Annotated in this window: 32 protein-coding genes; 5 read left to right on the plus strand and 27 right to left on the minus strand. The window is 34.0% G+C overall.

Translation table 11 applies throughout. The features are described from left to right. Positions 1-45: 45 nt before the first annotated feature. The 24 genes from AC0C45_RS28710 to AC0C45_RS28825 all read right to left on the minus strand — a co-directional run bounded on the left by AC0C45_RS28710 (position 46) and on the right by AC0C45_RS28825 (position 9,474). Positions 46-207, minus strand: a complete 162-nt coding sequence (locus AC0C45_RS28710; protein WP_472929212.1) for a hypothetical protein — start codon at positions 205-207, stop codon at positions 46-48. A 52-nt stretch (positions 208-259) separates the two neighbouring features. Next, positions 260-745 carry a hypothetical protein gene (locus AC0C45_RS28715; RefSeq protein WP_472929213.1) on the minus strand — a complete coding sequence of 162 codons (486 nt, stop codon included), beginning with the start codon at positions 743-745 and terminating at the stop codon, positions 260-262. Continuing rightward, on the minus strand, positions 738-950 hold the full coding sequence (locus AC0C45_RS28720) for a hypothetical protein (RefSeq protein WP_472929214.1): 213 nt from the start codon (positions 948-950) through the stop codon (positions 738-740). The genes AC0C45_RS28715 and AC0C45_RS28720 overlap by 8 nt, the downstream gene beginning before the upstream one ends. A gap of 125 nt (positions 951-1,075) precedes the next feature. Continuing rightward, positions 1,076-1,300, minus strand: coding sequence for a hypothetical protein (locus AC0C45_RS28725; RefSeq protein ID WP_472929215.1), 225 nt, complete (start codon positions 1,298-1,300; stop codon positions 1,076-1,078). 16 nt (positions 1,301-1,316) lie between these two features. Further along, on the minus strand, positions 1,317-1,595 hold the full coding sequence (locus AC0C45_RS28730) for a hypothetical protein (RefSeq protein WP_472929216.1): 279 nt from the start codon (positions 1,593-1,595) through the stop codon (positions 1,317-1,319). Positions 1,596-2,588: 993 nt separating this feature from the next. Next, complete coding sequence (locus tag AC0C45_RS28735; RefSeq protein ID WP_472929217.1) at positions 2,589-3,140, minus strand: sigma factor-like helix-turn-helix DNA-binding protein; 552 nt, start codon at positions 3,138-3,140, stop codon at positions 2,589-2,591. Positions 3,141-3,163: 23 nt separating this feature from the next. Beyond that, positions 3,164-3,361 (minus strand): hypothetical protein, encoded by a 198-nt coding sequence (locus tag AC0C45_RS28740; protein ID WP_472929218.1) that lies wholly within the window; start codon positions 3,359-3,361, stop codon positions 3,164-3,166. Positions 3,362-3,364: 3 nt separating this feature from the next. After that, a complete protein-coding gene (locus tag AC0C45_RS28745; RefSeq protein WP_472929219.1) occupies positions 3,365-3,748 on the minus strand; it encodes a MazG-like family protein in 384 nt (127 codons plus the stop codon). Between the two features lie 2 nt (positions 3,749-3,750). Then, complete coding sequence (locus tag AC0C45_RS28750; protein WP_472929220.1) at positions 3,751-4,008, minus strand: IDEAL domain-containing protein; 258 nt, start codon at positions 4,006-4,008, stop codon at positions 3,751-3,753. Between the two features lie 13 nt (positions 4,009-4,021). Further along, positions 4,022-4,171 (minus strand): hypothetical protein, encoded by a 150-nt coding sequence (locus AC0C45_RS28755; protein WP_472929221.1) that lies wholly within the window; start codon positions 4,169-4,171, stop codon positions 4,022-4,024. Beyond that, complete coding sequence (locus AC0C45_RS28760) at positions 4,168-4,473, minus strand: hypothetical protein (protein ID WP_472929222.1); 306 nt, start codon at positions 4,471-4,473, stop codon at positions 4,168-4,170. The genes AC0C45_RS28755 and AC0C45_RS28760 overlap by 4 nt, the downstream gene beginning before the upstream one ends. A 193-nt stretch (positions 4,474-4,666) precedes the next feature. Next, the gene (locus AC0C45_RS28765) at positions 4,667-4,840 is read right to left on the minus strand and encodes a hypothetical protein (RefSeq protein ID WP_472929223.1); all 174 of its coding nucleotides are present in this window, start codon (positions 4,838-4,840) and stop codon (positions 4,667-4,669) included. Positions 4,841-4,851: 11 nt separating this feature from the next. Beyond that, a complete protein-coding gene (locus AC0C45_RS28770; protein ID WP_472929224.1) occupies positions 4,852-5,652 on the minus strand; it encodes a phage antirepressor N-terminal domain-containing protein in 801 nt (266 codons plus the stop codon). A 58-nt stretch (positions 5,653-5,710) separates the two neighbouring features. Then, positions 5,711-5,872 (minus strand): hypothetical protein, encoded by a 162-nt coding sequence (locus AC0C45_RS28775; RefSeq protein WP_472929225.1) that lies wholly within the window; start codon positions 5,870-5,872, stop codon positions 5,711-5,713. A gap of 157 nt (positions 5,873-6,029) precedes the next feature. Beyond that, a complete protein-coding gene (locus tag AC0C45_RS28780) occupies positions 6,030-6,176 on the minus strand; it encodes a DUF3983 domain-containing protein (protein ID WP_472929226.1) in 147 nt (48 codons plus the stop codon). A gap of 5 nt (positions 6,177-6,181) precedes the next feature. Continuing rightward, a complete protein-coding gene (locus tag AC0C45_RS28785) occupies positions 6,182-6,457 on the minus strand; it encodes an AbrB/MazE/SpoVT family DNA-binding domain-containing protein (protein ID WP_472929227.1) in 276 nt (91 codons plus the stop codon). Between the two features lie 21 nt (positions 6,458-6,478). Beyond that, entirely contained in the window at positions 6,479-6,835 is a 357-nt protein-coding gene (locus AC0C45_RS28790) for a replication terminator protein (protein ID WP_472929228.1), read from the minus strand. Positions 6,836-7,098: 263 nt separating this feature from the next. Then, positions 7,099-7,620, minus strand: coding sequence for a Holliday junction resolvase RecU (locus AC0C45_RS28795; RefSeq protein WP_472929229.1), 522 nt, complete (start codon positions 7,618-7,620; stop codon positions 7,099-7,101). A 119-nt stretch (positions 7,621-7,739) separates the two neighbouring features. Further along, positions 7,740-7,955, minus strand: a complete 216-nt coding sequence (locus AC0C45_RS28800) for an FmdB family zinc ribbon protein (RefSeq protein ID WP_472929230.1) — start codon at positions 7,953-7,955, stop codon at positions 7,740-7,742. After that, entirely contained in the window at positions 7,952-8,338 is a 387-nt protein-coding gene (locus tag AC0C45_RS28805) for a DUF6906 family protein (protein ID WP_472929231.1), read from the minus strand. Before AC0C45_RS28805 ends, AC0C45_RS28800 begins: the two co-directional genes overlap by 4 nt. Then, positions 8,335-8,592, minus strand: coding sequence for a helix-turn-helix domain-containing protein (locus AC0C45_RS28810; protein ID WP_088567947.1), 258 nt, complete (start codon positions 8,590-8,592; stop codon positions 8,335-8,337). Before AC0C45_RS28810 ends, AC0C45_RS28805 begins: the two co-directional genes overlap by 4 nt. Positions 8,593-8,615: 23 nt before the next feature. Continuing rightward, complete coding sequence (locus tag AC0C45_RS28815) at positions 8,616-8,984, minus strand: hypothetical protein (protein WP_472929232.1); 369 nt, start codon at positions 8,982-8,984, stop codon at positions 8,616-8,618. Beyond that, entirely contained in the window at positions 8,902-9,192 is a 291-nt protein-coding gene (locus AC0C45_RS28820) for a helix-turn-helix transcriptional regulator (RefSeq protein WP_472929233.1), read from the minus strand. The genes AC0C45_RS28815 and AC0C45_RS28820 overlap by 83 nt, the downstream gene beginning before the upstream one ends. 72 nt (positions 9,193-9,264) lie before the next feature. Next, positions 9,265-9,474 (minus strand): helix-turn-helix transcriptional regulator, encoded by a 210-nt coding sequence (locus AC0C45_RS28825; protein WP_088567945.1) that lies wholly within the window; start codon positions 9,472-9,474, stop codon positions 9,265-9,267. A gap of 259 nt (positions 9,475-9,733) precedes the next feature. Between AC0C45_RS28825 and AC0C45_RS28830 the strand changes: the two genes are divergently transcribed. Next, positions 9,734-10,135, plus strand: coding sequence for a helix-turn-helix domain-containing protein (locus AC0C45_RS28830; RefSeq protein ID WP_472929234.1), 402 nt, complete (start codon positions 9,734-9,736; stop codon positions 10,133-10,135). A gap of 26 nt (positions 10,136-10,161) precedes the next feature. Here AC0C45_RS28830 and AC0C45_RS28835 read toward each other — a convergent pair whose 3' ends face one another. The 3 genes from AC0C45_RS28835 to AC0C45_RS28845 form a co-directional block, all read right to left on the minus strand. Next, positions 10,162-10,323 (minus strand): hypothetical protein, encoded by a 162-nt coding sequence (locus AC0C45_RS28835; protein WP_472929235.1) that lies wholly within the window; start codon positions 10,321-10,323, stop codon positions 10,162-10,164. A 121-nt stretch (positions 10,324-10,444) separates the two neighbouring features. Continuing rightward, positions 10,445-10,594: a hypothetical protein gene (locus AC0C45_RS28840; RefSeq protein WP_472929236.1), complete on the minus strand. Its 150-nt coding sequence runs from the start codon at positions 10,592-10,594 to the stop codon at positions 10,445-10,447. A gap of 204 nt (positions 10,595-10,798) precedes the next feature. Further along, positions 10,799-11,965 carry an AimR family lysis-lysogeny pheromone receptor gene (locus tag AC0C45_RS28845; protein WP_472929237.1) on the minus strand — a complete coding sequence of 389 codons (1,167 nt, stop codon included), beginning with the start codon at positions 11,963-11,965 and terminating at the stop codon, positions 10,799-10,801. A gap of 248 nt (positions 11,966-12,213) precedes the next feature. Between AC0C45_RS28845 and AC0C45_RS28850 the strand changes: the two genes are divergently transcribed. The 4 genes from AC0C45_RS28850 to AC0C45_RS28865 all read left to right on the plus strand — a co-directional run bounded on the left by AC0C45_RS28850 (position 12,214) and on the right by AC0C45_RS28865 (position 15,859). Beyond that, a complete protein-coding gene (locus AC0C45_RS28850; protein ID WP_472929238.1) occupies positions 12,214-12,486 on the plus strand; it encodes a hypothetical protein in 273 nt (90 codons plus the stop codon). A 321-nt stretch (positions 12,487-12,807) separates the two neighbouring features. Beyond that, on the plus strand, positions 12,808-13,965 hold the full coding sequence (locus AC0C45_RS28855) for a hypothetical protein (protein WP_472929239.1): 1,158 nt from the start codon (positions 12,808-12,810) through the stop codon (positions 13,963-13,965). Positions 13,966-14,099: 134 nt separating this feature from the next. Next, positions 14,100-15,032 carry a tyrosine-type recombinase/integrase gene (locus tag AC0C45_RS28860; protein WP_472929240.1) on the plus strand — a complete coding sequence of 311 codons (933 nt, stop codon included), beginning with the start codon at positions 14,100-14,102 and terminating at the stop codon, positions 15,030-15,032. A 26-nt stretch (positions 15,033-15,058) separates the two neighbouring features. Next, a complete protein-coding gene (locus AC0C45_RS28865) occupies positions 15,059-15,859 on the plus strand; it encodes a hypothetical protein (protein WP_472929241.1) in 801 nt (266 codons plus the stop codon). The last annotated feature ends 1 nt before the right edge of the window (position 15,860 follow it).

Here is a 15,860-nt window from a genome sequence, read left to right on the forward strand (position 1 = left end):
TAGCTTTGTCTGTATCATATAGTTTGTTATCAATGATTGCTTTCATCACTTATCACCCCTACTTTTACCTAATGCCTCTATGTCTAATGCATCTATTTCATTGGCTGTATCTATAAAACGCTTGACGACTTTTTTCCAAGCTTTATCTGCTTCGTCTTCATCTAATGACAATGTAACCGTTAATACAGGTTTACGTTCCTTACTCATTGGTGTCCGCTCCCTTACACCAGTCTTAGCAGGACGAATAGTTAATGATGGTTTATTCATTACTTAACATATCGCCTACTTCAATCTTTCTCTGATTAACAGACTGATCTCTTAGCTGATATATTTTATGTTCAGCAATTACTCTATTTAAGTCTATAAACATAGATGCTGCCATGAAATTATACTCATGAAGAATCTTGATAATCTGTTTCAGCTCATTGTAATCAATGCCATTGACTGTATCTTTAGATGAGTTACTATTTCTCCATACTGTAATCTGTTCAACAATATCATTGATGATAGCATCAACACTCTCTTTGCTGATAGATACTTTGCTCACAATACCTTCTCCATAACTAATTGCCTTATCCTCTTCATCATTAAGACCATACAATACATCTAACTCTTCTACAGATTCATCAATTAAAATAAAAGGCTGATCATCTGGCAATTGTGCTTTAAACAATTCCTGTAATGCTTCTAATCGTTGGGCTGTTAATATTCCGCTAACACGTATAATTAAAGTATCTTTACTCATTAGGTACACGCCATCCTTTCTCTAATACAAACCGCTCACTGAATACATGACACTGATCTTTATCTAAGACATTGTAATACTTGTACAGTGTTAAAGAGTTATCTATATAATCTTTGTACTGGTCCTTATCCATATAGCTTTCCATTACTTCTCTTGTTAATAGACCTAGCTTTACTTCTTGGCCCATGTTATCCCGCTGTATCATTCATGTTCATCCCCTTTACTTCAATAAGCATTTACCGCATACACAATAAACAGGATTAGACTTTGTTGGCTTCTTAGGTACATCTACGCTCTTTACCTTACCGCAACTACAAGTTAGTGTTACTTTCATTTCTCATCACCAATCATTGTAACTTCACCTGAAGGACTAACATGTTTAACTACACTGTTTATTACTTCACCTTTGAAATGGATGGTTATTTTATCTCCTTTTTCTGGCCTTTTATAACCCTCTGAAGCTGCAAGTTCATTAATTGTAAAGCTATACTCTTTAGCAACTGCAGCTACCTTTGCAAGTGCTTTTGCTAATTCCTCTGTTCTAACAGAATCCATTTCTTCTCCATCTCCCTTAATAAAGAATTCTTGGCATATGAACTGGTTTATTATTTATGACTTGGCTTAATCTACGCGTATCTTGTTTAACGTTCCATGATTGACGTAACGCTTGACGTAACGATCTAGCCTTTCTTTTAGCTGCTTTATGATCAATATATATTTCATCAATAATTGCTATTACTGCAGCCTTAACCTGTTCTATAAGGTTCATCAGTGCTTCTTTAATATATGCCCATGCTGTTGCTACTGCTTTTGCTACAGCCTTTAATTGTTCATATTGCTTTTCATCCATCACTGTCATCCCCTTTTAAGTAATTGATAGATAGCTTGCATATACGCATAATTCAAATGAGTTAATCGTTCAATGTATTCAACCATTGTTAATCACTCCTTTTAGACAAAGAAAAAGGACACTAATTAAACATTAGCGTCCTCTTGGTCAGTTACTTATAACTAACTTCGATATTATAAAGTTATAGCATTTACTCTAATTGACGACAAATAGGATATTTTTCTACAAGGTGTGTAAATGCTATAACTTGTTTTACTAAAGTAAGACGGTTAAAGGAGTAGAACCTTTAGGTGTTTCCACCAGGAACTTGTTCTCACATTCTATTTGTGTTTCCACCCGGGATTTGTTAGCACCTTGGCAACCGGCCACCGTCATGATTAAATTTTATATTCTTACAGCTGCGAAGCTCTGGCATTTCCCACGGCAAGTGGACAAAACAGAAACAGGCAAAACATACACAATATGAAAGGAGATAAAACGTACACTATATTTTCGAGCTTCGCATGTGTAAGAATATAAAAAGAAACTGCCTTAACCTCAGTCCCAAGCGGATTAAAGCAGTTTTTACCTTTATCAACCAAGATAAGGCATTCAAAGATTAAATCGTCATATTCAAGGGCGACCAGAGCAAGCGTAGAAGTTTCTTGCTCTATTGAGATAAGGACACGAATTTAAATATTATCGTGAGTAATATTTAATTGACGAATAAGAAGAAATCCATAATGCACTTAATTCACTCCATTAGTCCAATTGTATATAACGTATATAAACGTTCATTCCTTGGAGTGATTCAGAATCGCTTTTGAGAGAGATAGCGAAAGTTTAGATGTCATTCTTCTTACCTCCTTTCCGTCCTTATCTCAATACAACAAAAAGGAAGTACCCCATGCCAACTATGAGGTACCAAACGTTAAGGGCTGATAGATTCAGTATGAAGGTGCCTTACACTTATAGGTGGTTTTTTAGTGGCAAAATGTAAAGGAATTTAAACATTTAGGAGAAAAAAGCTTCAACTTCAATGTTTTTTGCAACTTTTTTCTTTGCACGGTCTAATACTTTAGATACTGTTCCCTCTGTCAATTCAGTAAGATCCGCTATCTCATGTACTGAAAAATTATAAGCTGCATACAACATATATAAATCCTTTTCTCTTTTACTTAAAAACCAAAGTAACTCTTCAACAGCGCTTTCTAATAACTTCACATCTTCTTCGCTTTTCTCTTCCTCTTTTACATCTTCTATATATAAAAAGCGGGCTGGATCAATAGAGATTTCTTTTTGATATGCCGCTAAGTTTTCTGCACCACGTTTATTACCAGGACGTCTACCAGTCTTCATATGTTGGATATCGTCCTCCATACTGCCAATCATTTTACTAATTATGCTTCTATCCGACTTAATAACTAATTCTCTTTCTAAATCTTCAACTGTATGAATCTTTTTAACTTGTTTATCTTTAATAAGGTCTTGCTCTTGCTTTAATAACTTGTCTTGTCTTCTTAATGAAGCTACACCGTACTCATATTGAATGATTAAATCCTTCATACTGTTTCCCTCACCTTAACTATTTATCTTTGTCTAAGAGCTCCGCGTCTACGAGAAAAAGTAGGATTACGTACACCCATCATTTCCTCAAGCTCTCTTTGGCTAAATGTTTCTTTTTTTATTGGAGCCTTCTCTGGAGAACTTTTTGTTTTCTTGGCCTTGTCCTCTTTGTAACCATTAGCTTTTTTCCACTTGGCTAATTCTCCCTTTATCGTTCCCATTGATTAAGCCCCTTCCGCTTCCTCTTTTACTTGTTCAGCAATAGCAGAGGCAACTGCCGCTACTTGAATCAATTCCTTATATAAATCATCAGCATCTGAATCTTTCATGCTTGTTAAGCCTAATCGTCCTTGCATTGCCTGAGAAACTTCTCCGAACTCCTCAGCTAGGATTGCTAACCAAGCACCCATGTGATGACGTTGATAACCCCACTTTTCATTTTGTCTAACACGCTCTCTTAACACATCTCCATTTACAGCAGTCATTAAATCGGTAACAGCATTAGGTAAAGGTGTTTCAAATACTGCACAATTACAAGGATATTGAAAGTAACCATTATGTCTATGACCTGTACCACCGCATTTTTTACATTCAGTATTTAATTTCATTATTATTCTCCTTTTTTAGTTAACTGGTAAAACCATTCTTCATCTTTCATATCAAGAGCCATATCAATTAATGTTTCAATATCTACAACTACAGGAGCTTTCTTTAAAGTATCTAGGTCTACAAATTGTGTACGAATAGATGGCTTTTCATTTACGATAAAAAATTGATGTATTTTCACACTGTCATGCTCAAAGAATCCAGCAACTGTACCTAACTTATATCCAGCATCAAATATCCAATCACCAACTTTTAAGTCCATCCCATTCAACCCCTTATTTTTGGGCGTTTTTACTTTCCTGAAGAGCAATAAGTTCTGCAGTCTTTCTTGCGCTAAATACATCGCCTTTAGCCTCATATTGTTCCTTCATTTCTTTTAAGTTCTTAATATACAAATCTGTGTAGCTAAATTTCTTTTTTCTCATCGTTTTTTCTCCAATTCTTTTGCTAATTCACTAAAGCCTAACGCTTTAGCTATTTGAATACGTCTTTTAGGACCAATACCTTCAATCCGGAAAACATCATTAATTAACCGCTCCTTATATACATCAGATGCTTCACTTAGTCCTTTTAAATGACCTATAGCCTCTCCTTGCTCAATAAGTGATTTTTCAATCCTTTCAGCAAATTGTCTTTGTGAAGGGGAAAGCTTCTGACCTAGCGGCTTATCCATTTGTTTAAGCTGTTCATTTTTCATGCGTCTTTTCATTGCTCTATTCATACTCATAACAATCACCATCCTAAAACATCTGATATATAGACTAAACAGAGAGAACAGAACGTCATGGCTACCACTATTAATAAGGCGCAAAAATGATGTCCTTCTCTCCTTAGTTGATAAAAAGCATCTACGAAAACCAACAGGAACAAAAATGTACATACACCCTGAAATATTAGTAAGATTGATAATTTCATGGTAATTACCAAGCACTTACAAAAGAGCGGTTTTTAGGTCTTTTACCAATCGTTCTAATTTGCTGTTCAATGCTCAACCGCTTCATATATGCTTCCATATCGTTCGGATCATTAGGCAGTTCTTTTAATTGACGATGTAATTCACTTAGAACCTGACCATTCTTATTTTTCTTAGCCATGATATAGCCTCCTATGCAATTTCCTTATTAAGCATCTGATCAATGACACGAATAGCATCTTCTAATGTATCTGTAAGGGAAAAGTATTGTGGCCTACTTAATTTCTCTAAATTGTGCTTTTGCTTATAGTTGTTGATTTTTGCTGTTAGGTTCGTACTGTAAGCCTTGTTATAAGCGATAGTGAAAACTCTCCAGGCACTTTGAAAGCCTAAGCCCTCTTTACGAGCGTATTTTCTAACCATTTCATTAAATCGTTGCTGCAGGTTGCCAATGCTATCTAAATTATCGATAGTATCTAACCGGTGCTTTAAAGCTTCATTTTCTTGCTGCATAAGTGTTTGTTGCTTTTTAATCTCCTTAACCTCCTGCTCTTGAGCTACCATTTGATTAATAACACCTTGTAAGATTTCTAATTGAGAGGTTGGTTGTTTTGGAAAGAAAGCGGCTGCTAATGCATCTTTTGCTTTCAGCTGGTACTCTTCCAACATACGAGCTACCCACGGTGTTTCTTGTTTCATCTTTGGAGTAATCGATATTTTAGCTAACCATAAAGGCAAGTAGTCTATTTCAAGACATAACGTTTCTTGATTTCCGCTATTTGTATGGAGGATGATATTTCGTCCTCCTTTTTGAAGAACAGCATCTTCTTGAATTCTTTTACGTTCATTCTTCATTTGGCCTTCACTTAGTCCTAAACCCTTGCAGATCCATTTAACAGCTGCATATACTTTTCCGTCATTTGCTTTAATACCGACTAATTGAGCACCATGAAATTCAACTACTTTATTTTCAATAGGAGTAACCATATTCATAAGCACACCTCATTTTGTGATAAAAATAGCCCCTGCTATTTGCAGAGGCATGAATTAACTATCTTTTAGCTTTTCTTTTCCGGTTTGCACTTTCATATCCAGAGGAATAAATATCAACGAAACTGTCACCTTTTTTGCGTTTTGTTGGAACAATAGGATTCTTTTTAATGTAAGCTAACCGCTCTTCTTCAGTCATATACCACACTTTTACTTCACTCATTTTGTCCCCTCATTTACTATTACTTTATAGTTGTACTCTTCCGCTAACTTGAACAAATTTTGAATACTTAATAAATCCAATGTTTCTTTTTGAAAACCAGCTTGTATAAGTAATTGATATACTCTCTGTATAAGTAAGACCATGCTTAACAGCTCCTTTAAGGTTTTAGATAACCGGACTTAACAAAGATGTTTCTCCATGCCTTTTCTAAACGAATTTGCTTTTCTTCTTTATTTGTAGGTAAACCCGCTACTTTTCGCGCCCTTGCACGTTTTAAACATTTCTGATGATGAGTAACAGCCACCTTTATTACCCCCTATATTTAACTCTGTCTAAGTGATAAAGAACATTTTGCATAAGTCTTTTAGTAGCTTCATTTTGAGTAGAAGCCATTACCGCTTCAACATCATTAATTAGTTGTTGTTTTTCTTCTGATACAGCATATTTCTTAACAAAAAAGCCATCATCTGTTGGGAAAATTTCCACTGAAGTTCCTGTATCTAGCCCTTGAATATCTCGAACTTCTTTTGGTAATACAATACGACCTAAACCATCAATTTTTCTTACGATACCTGTAGTTTCCATAACTTAACCGCTCCTTTTGTTTTAATCGATATGTTTACCTGTATCAGTAACGATTTCTCCACCTTCAGCAATGAAGGTTTGTCCAGGAATGCCGGATAACAATTCAGCTGCAGTAACATCTTCACTATCGTAGTTGAGCACCAATTGAGCTTCAATTTCACGAGCTGGAGCTAAAGTACTCTTCGTTTGTACCGTAACATCTGAAACTTGTCTGTTATCATCACTTTTTACCGTCATAGTGACAGTTATTTTTCTAGCCTTCTTTGGATCAGTAGAAGTATCCGCTACGTTTTGAAGTACTTTCTGTAATTCTGTATTAAATTGCTTTGCTAACTCACCTTTTGCAAAGCTATCAAAGTTGATAATTTGTTTTTTCATTAAAGATCTTCCTCCTCATGTTCTACAAGGCAACCACATTTGCACTTTAAGTTAGGTTCCACCTTACAACTCCATAATTCAAAACTACATATATCACAAAAGAATCTAATCATTTATTTATCCTCCAACAACAAGAGGTACCTGAGCTTGATTAAATCTAAATTTATTGGTACAATCTTGTTAACCTATTTCATCTATATACAGATGATGAGCGTTTTTGCTAAAGCGGCTTATGTTGTCCTACCCGACAATGTAAGCCGCTTTTATATTTGTAAAGAAGCTAGAAAATCCAGCGGGACATTTCTTCCTGGTCCACACTTGATGCATTTTATTTTAAAAAACTCATACGGAATGCTTTTTGCTCCTTCTTCCCACCAAATAGCCAAATCATAGTATTTAAGTATGTATGTTTCATGACGCTGTTTGAAATGGACTAATAAGAAAGTAACTCCACCTTGTTCGGTGTATTCTTTAAGCCTTTCATATTGGTGTTTATGAAGGTTTTTAAGAGGAAACTTGTTTTTATCTGCCGTTTCTTTTGCATCAAAAGCAATGAATGTTCCTCTTGTGAGCCCTGAATAATCGACTGTTGCCTTTTCTTTAAAGAAAGCATCTGTAATTTTCTTTGTTTTAGGATCAACTGAATTAATACCTATTGGTGTTTCATTACGATCTATAGCAGCTAACTTCAAAAGACGATATCGTTCAATAGCTTGATCTACATACATTTCTAAATCTTTTCCACGATTCGAGAAGCTGTTTCGCTTTTTGTAGATCCTAGCCATTGTTAACCCTTCTCTCTAACTCAGACTCTGCAAAACACTTAAAAACTAGCGGGCAATCTTCAAAGCGGATAATCTGTATTAACTGTTGCAATGTTGCTGTTTGCCAATTCATGTTGCTATCAATCCTTTATCATCATTGTTCCAGAAGCTTTATCAATTACATGTGAATCATCTAAACAAGCTGGACATACAATTTCGCTATGGTCTTCAAATGCTTGTGATACAGCAAAAGTACAATCACAATTTGTACATTCATACACATGAAAATCATTAGTGGTTAAAGCTTTCTCTTGGTCCTCTAAATGGTTTGTGAAATCCGCTGTTTCATACTTCATACAGCCAGTTCCTTCAATTCACCATCTTTATTAACGATGTGCAGCTTTGACGGTAAATTCTTTACTACATACCATTCTTTAGGGTCAAGACTTGCAGCTGCTATGATTTCCTTTTGTGCTCTATTTGGTCTTTTTCCGTTTTTCATGTCCTCTTCTTCCTCTCCCACAGGCATTTTAGTGTTTTCTAATATATGAAACAGATTGTTTAGACGTTGTTCGCTAATCAGTGTTCCTTCAATAAAAAAAGTAGCAATGTTATCTTTTCGAATATTGTAGCGGTTAAAGATTTCTTTAAGGTGCTGCATATTTATATAAGCACCGCTATATCCCATTACATTTCCGTTATCGTCCTGATAATGCAGACGAATAACTGTATGTTTCATACTGAAATCCTCATAACTTCTCTTGTTGCTGCTCTATAAATTTTGTTTCGAAGGTTATTTGCATTTGGATCTACACAACCACGTTCAATGCGGTCAACCGTTTCAAGGGAAACATTCATGTTGTCAGCAAGCTCTTGGCGGGACATATTGTATTGCTGGCGCAATTCCCTTACTGATCTACCAAAACGTCTACGCTCTAAGCGTGTATCTGAATTTGTTGCCGTATACCAATTTGCCAAATTTCGAACTGCCATGTTTACTCACCTCTTACAAATTTTTAAATTATTAATTTGGAAAACGGATCATACTGACCGCTTGAATTTATTGAATACATATCAAACTCTCGTTGTGTAACTCGTTGTAATTTAGAAGACGTTACCGACTTAACAGCATTTCCTTGCCAATCCTTACTGTTTAAATTAAACGTTTTAAAGAAAACAATGATACGTTGACCTTTATGAAACGCAGCGGCTTTTTCGGCTGTTTGTTTCCAGGTAACAATTTTAATTCGTGATGCACTTTCAAAGGCTTTGCAATTGGTTTTAACTAGTTCAGCAAGTACTTCACACCGTTGCCCGTATTTGGTTGGCTTGGGCTTTCCGATTGAAATAATCTTGCATAAATGAAAATGCTCTGTCTCCGCCACTTGCTCTCACCTCATTGTCGAAAAGATATTCGATGGTTTCTCCTAAGAACTTAGAAATGTCTTGAGCGATAGATACCTTCGGATCATTCTCGCCACTTTCAATTTGAATATAAGTAACTCTTGATATTCCTAATTTCTTAGCTAATTCTTGTTGCGTAAGACCCTTTTTCTTTCTTGCTTTGAGTAGGTTGAGACGCTTATTACTCACTGAAAAATCAACTCCTAACGCTTTTCTCTTATAATTGAACTCAATTTGAGGTCAATTATAGTTAAAAAAATATCAGCGTAAATCTTTTGGATTCATTCCAAAAAATTCAGCTAATGCTAATGCGAATTCAAGACCTGGTCTTCTTTCGCCTCTTTCAATTTGAGAAACGTATTGCCTACTCGTTTCAAAAATCTTAGCTGTTTGTTGCTGGGTTAACTTCTTTTTCTTGCGAGCTTGGATTAACTTCTCATTTCGTTTGTAACGCTTTTTAGTATTCTCCATAACGTTAAAACCTCACTTATCAAACAATTGCTTTCATATTTTGTAGAGCAATTGCTTTCATCTTGTTAATTCTATTTTAACCTCAATTTGAGTTCATTTCAACTATTTTCTATATATTTTCTATATAATTTATATATATATTTTCGAATAACACTCAATTTGCATTCATAAACTAGTTGCAAAGTGCGTTCATTTTTATGATAATAAGAATATGGTGATTATCCAATCAAAAGCCAATCAAAATTCGGGGGTGAACGTTTTGAATTCAGATAATAAGTCTGCTACAGAAAAAGAAATTAAATTAGAGATAGGCAGAAGAATTAGGGAACAAAGAAAAGCGAATGGATTTAAAACTAGTCAAACATATAGAGATCTACAAATACCAAGGACGACATACACAGGTTACGAAATGGGCGCACGCACTCCAGATCCAGGTACTATGAATAGAATTGCTAATTACTTAAATACAACCGTCTCATACTTGATGTGTGAAACAGATGATCCAGAAATAAAGCAATCAACGTCTAGTTTTGAAGAGATATTAGAGGAAAAGTCATTAACTATTGGTGGAAAGCCTTTGACAGACGAACAATGGGAAGCTTTGTATAATACTTTAAAAAATATAAATGAACAAAATAACGAAAAGAACACCGTAAACTAAAGCTGGTGTTCTTTTTTTATTTTGTTTTATAAGTTTACGTTATGATCTTGAAGTAAAGCTTTTAAATCAATTGAGCCATCTGCACATCTGTATGTACTCATATCAATGTTGTTACTTTGAATAAATTTTTTAAGCTCATTTAATGCTGCTACCTTTACATCTTTATTTACCGTTGTTTGTGTTTGCATTCTCCCGTACTCCTTTATTTTTAAATTTAAGTAAAATCAACTTTTTCACTTTTACTTAATAAGCCCTTTACATGATAAAAGACACCATCCGTTTTGGATGATGCCTTTTTTTAAATTAGTCTTACCAACGTCCTGCTGTATATGTTGTATATTTCCCTGAATCAGTAGTAGTGTTAGTGTCTGAAGTTGCTGCGCTTGCCGAAACAGAAAACCCTGAAACTAAAGCTGCTGCACATAGTAGTGATGCAACCATTTTCTTTGTATTTCTCATATTTCCACCCCATAAAGGAATTTTTAACCTCAATTTGAAGTCTTTTTTTATATTGTATATCAATCTAGAAAAATATTCAATATCTTTGGAAAATTAATATATATTATGTAAAAACTTTTAAAAATAAGGTTCGAAATACCTTTTTTGGTACCTAAAACAAAGGAAAAGAGGTCTAAAAAATGAGCCTCAAATATTTCTTTAGGCTCATTTTTTACCGTTCCATTCTTTTATAAACTTTCTGGCTAATTTCACGTAATAAAAATCTTTCTTCACCATGAACATTTCCTCTGAACGAAACATTAAATCAATGTCTTTGTTTAAAATAGCTTGGTAACAAGTGTGAAATTCGTCTAACTCTTCTCCTCTATTTAATATATCTTGAATAATTTTATTTGCTTCTTCTTTGCTTTTATCGTCACCTAACATAGCCAAATAATGAAGACGTTCCTTCTCATCCTCTAAGTATAATCCTTCATAGTCTCCATTAATGATTTTAGTAAAGTCACGTTGAGCCTTAAAGCCTTCGTATTTCCTTTTGTAATGCGAAAACCTCATTCTCTCCATTTCTTCTATAGTTCTCTCGATATAATATAGACTGGTCTTATAGTCAGTGAAAACATGAATCTGTGATATCACATTTAAACCATATAAATAAGTAAGGGGAAAAAGAGCTTTTACATCATTTTGTATTAAAAAGTCGGCTGCTTCTCTACAAGGCCCCATCTTGTTACAGTGAATGTAATAGATAGTGAGCATTTCATTAACGCATATCGTATACGAATAACGTAAGAATTCACTCTTTATTTTAGCTATTTTCTTAAATGTGAATTTAGAAAGATAATATATACCTTCGTAATCTTTTCTATAATGATGATAGTACATGTTGCATAGATCGATGAGTACTTGAATTACTGGATCTTTCTGATTAGCAATGGTTTTTAAGTTATAAGGTAAGTAATGTACTTGTTCAAAAAACTCATCAGCTGTGAGTTTTCCCTCTCGACTTAAAAAAAGAAGGTTGTAAATCTCGTGCGTTTTTGTGTTATATTCTTTTTCGAGGTCTAGCAAGTATTGAGTAAGTTCACTATTCCAGCGGCCCATTGACCAATCTAATGCTTCTCTAACAGCCTGGGCTTTTTTCACCTTAGGAAAGTCGCTGCAATACTCACAGTATTCTATAATCAAATCATCATAATCTGATTTATATATATAATGAACCATTCGAATGAATTTACTGAAATTCATGTGGTTTGTTCCGTCGAAGTAATAAGTTATCGAAGTGGGTGTAGTACCAATATGTGCAGCAATATTCACGTTATCTATTCCTAGTGTTTTTGCATACTCACGGATTTTCTTCATTAATTCGCTCATTTGAAACCCCCTCATCTTCGGCGAAAAACGCCAAATACTATGTACCTAAAGTTTAGCTTTTCATTCCAAAAAAAGCAATCGTTTTTAGAATTTTTTAACTAATATTATGGGGAATTCTTACTGGAATGAGCATTCCAGTGGTATATAAGTAATTTAGTATTTAAGTAAATTAGTGGTTAACCAAAACGCTTAATCATGGTATATTAAGGTAAACTTGCAAAAATATAAAAAAGATGAGGTTTGCGTATATGAGAGAAAAGTTAAAATGCTCACTGAAAGAGATACTAGACTTTCTAGGACTAAATCCAAACCAATTATTTGAGATGACGCAAAGAAAAGTTAGACAGAAAACAATCTATGCTATGTTTCATGATGATGCAAAATCAATTAAACTGGATAATACAGAGAAGATCTTAAACGTGCTAAACGATTATGCAGAAGAAAATAATATTGAAAAGCGGTTTGATACTCAGGATTTATTCCCATACATACATAAAGACGAAATAAAAAAAGGGCTGTGAAATTTCACAGCCCTTTAAATATTGATTGCATTATGCGTGCAAATTCGGTATTATTATAAATATAAACCAAAAACTACTAAGTTTTTATTAAAAATAAACAGGAAAAAACCCCGCAATCTCCGATAACTTTGGTCGGTTCGAAGAGATTACGAGGTTCAGGAAGCTTACAAACACACAATAAGTATATTAGTAAACGTATAAGCATATTCAATGTTGCTTATGTTTATTGTACTTGAAAATGTGAGAAAAGACAATATTTTTCCCATATTTTATACATACGTGTGAGTGTTAAGCGTCCTTAATAATAGGAGGCTTTTTATTATGTCCAAAAATACCGATCAGCAGGTACAGCAATTACAAAGATTAGTTATTAAAGAAGAGTTTTTTGTTTTAACTGGTGAACACTTCTCCGCAGCTCTTTTAAATAACATGATTTTCTGGCAAGGTATCACAGATAAAAGTGATCAAAGTATTCTTAATCGTATTTCTCAATTAGAAAAACAAAGCGGTTTAAATAATGAAAAGAAAATCCAATCTCTTAAAAAGAAGTTTCGTGATGGTTGGTTTTACAAAACTGGTGAAGAGTGGTTAATGGAAGTTATGAACTGGAGTTCTTTAGCTACTATTACACGTAAAATTAAAGTATTTGAAGAAAAGGGATGGGTTCAAACAGGCAACAATCCAGACCCTAAAAAGAAATGGGATAGAACAAAATGGTACAAGGTTAATTTAAACAAAATAGCGGCTGATCTATACGAGCTAGGATACGCTTTAGAAGGTTACACTTTATACAAAGAAACTGAAGAAAAACAGCCTGAAAGTGCGTCCTCATCCATTTTTCATGGTGAAAAATCCATTTTGCACAGTGAAGAATCTAACATTTTTCATGGTGAAAAATCCATTTTGCACAGTGAAGAAACAATACCAGAAAGTATTAATCATAAAGATATCTCAAAAAGCTCTAACATAACGAATCTATCTAAAGAGATAGCGGCTTTAGACATTCCTGTAACTATTCAAAAAGTGTTAACTGAACATGTAGAAGAGATTGATAGATTGATACGTAAAAATAAAATGAGTTTATTAGATGTTCAAGTGAAATTTAACACCAGCGGTTTAAATGCTAATGATTTTGCTCTTAAAGTACATGACGTGTTAACTAATGGAATTAAATCTAACTTCAAGAATTGTTTACATACTGCTATTGAAAATATGATTAAAGACACTAACAACAAAAAAGCTGTACAAGCTAAACAGCCTGTTCGTAAAGAAATAGTTCCTGATTTCCTTAAAGCTCAACAAGAAGCGGCTGCTACTACTGAAGAACAACCTGGGGCGGATCAACAAGAACTTTCGCATGCAGAAATGAAAGTATACGCTGAACTTTATAAAGAAGGAAATAGAAGTATGGGACAAGCGGCTATTAACCAAATGCTACAAGCAGGTTATTTGTCTGAATCTGAAATAAATCAAGTATAAACATCGGTAAATTTAATGTATAATCATATGGGATTCATCACTTTCAACAGAGTAAGAATCCATTTATAAGCGGTTTTGAAAAAACAAAACATAGTTTTCTACATTAAATTTACCAATAGAAAGGTGTTTTGATCTTGGATATTCCCATTCAAATAGCTGATTTTATTATTTATTTGACTAATTCTAATAAACAGCAATCCACTATAAAAATATGTGCTCATGATCTTTCTTCATTTTTTAACTGGCTTGAAAAGAATAAACCGGATTTCAACAATGATTTATGGGTTAATTTGAAGAGAAGTGACTATGATGAATACTTTGCCTATCTAAAAGACAAAAACTCTTCAGACGCAAATCTAAGACGTATTACATCACATTTAAATAGCATGCTGCACTTTTATGGGTTAACAAACCAAATCGGCATATTAAAAGCTACCGAACAAAAACAACGTGCTCTAACGACTTATGACTTTGCAACGGATAAAGACATCAAACTATTATTAAAATCCGTTATTAGTGAAAAAGGACTTTCTGAAAGTCAAAGGGATATGTATAAGTATCTGGCTTATCGTAACTTATCTATCCTGGTGCTCATGATTAATTATGGTCTGACAATTAATGAAGTACGAGCTATAAATATGAAAGACATAAACTTTGCTCAAAATACGTTGGACGTTGGAAAAGGAATCAAAAAGCGTCAAATAGAGGTCTCTGTTGAAGATAAAAAAATAATGTACCGTTACTTTACAGATATTCCTTTACTGTTCCGCCCAAAAGATTATACAGAAGATCCATTCTTTATTGCTTTTCATCCTAAAAAAATGACTTTCTGGTATGACTATAACAAACTTAGTCCCAGGAGAATTAGCGATAGTGGTATGAAACGAATAATCGAAAATGAAGTAGAACGCTCTGGAATTAAGCAAGGTATTAGATCCACTCACTTTAGAAATAGCTGCATCTTAAAAAAGCTAAAAGAAGAATGGCCAAATGAACAAATGATTAAATATTTTGGCTTGAGTAGTCGTCATGCCTTGTATCGTTATAAAAGGTACTTAAAAATATAGATATATTAATACTTGGGGGAACAATTATGTTTAATTTCTTACTGGGAATAGCTGATCAACAGTCTAATTCTCAAGCTGTTACTGAACAGAAATTTACTGAGCTTGAAAACAGTATTTATGAGCGCTTGAAAGATGTCCAAGATATGGCCCATACTATTCAAAGTGATCAAATCACATTTTTAAATGATCAGATTTCTAATTTCTACACAATAATTGGTATTGCTATCGCTATATTAACCGCTTTGGGTGGTTGGGCTATTACTTCTATAAAAAGGGCCAATGAAAAAGCTGAAGCACATATGCAACTAGCTAGTACAATGATGGGAAATGCCCAAACTCTAAGCGAGGCAGCAGAGGAAAATATTAAACTTCTTCAAGAAGAACAAGCGAATTTAAGAGTGTTACTAGATTCTAAGGATTTAGATGCTAAACTTAACATTTTAGAAAGAACGGCTGAAGTGACTTCCAGGTTAGAGGTGCAAATGAAGGCAAGCACTCATTTGCATCAAGCTAAGACTCTTCTTAATAAGGCAGAAGATACATATAGAGAACCTACTTTTGAAGAGCTTTGGTTAAAAAATACCGACGTTCTTGAAAAAAGAACGCAGGGTTTAGCAGATATTGAAAGTGTATCTTTTTTAGTTAACCAAATGCAAAATGAACTTAACATCTTTGGGAATAACCCTGACTTCTTTAATAAGAGACAAATAGAAAGAGAAGCACAAGGATTAGTGCAAAAGGCAGCAGAAATTCAGAAAGATGCTTCAAATTACTACTTTAATTATGTTTTACCTAAAGTAGAACGTAAACAAGAAAAAGGAGATTGAG

It is taken from the genome of Priestia sp. VA7 (genome assembly GCF_055710015.1).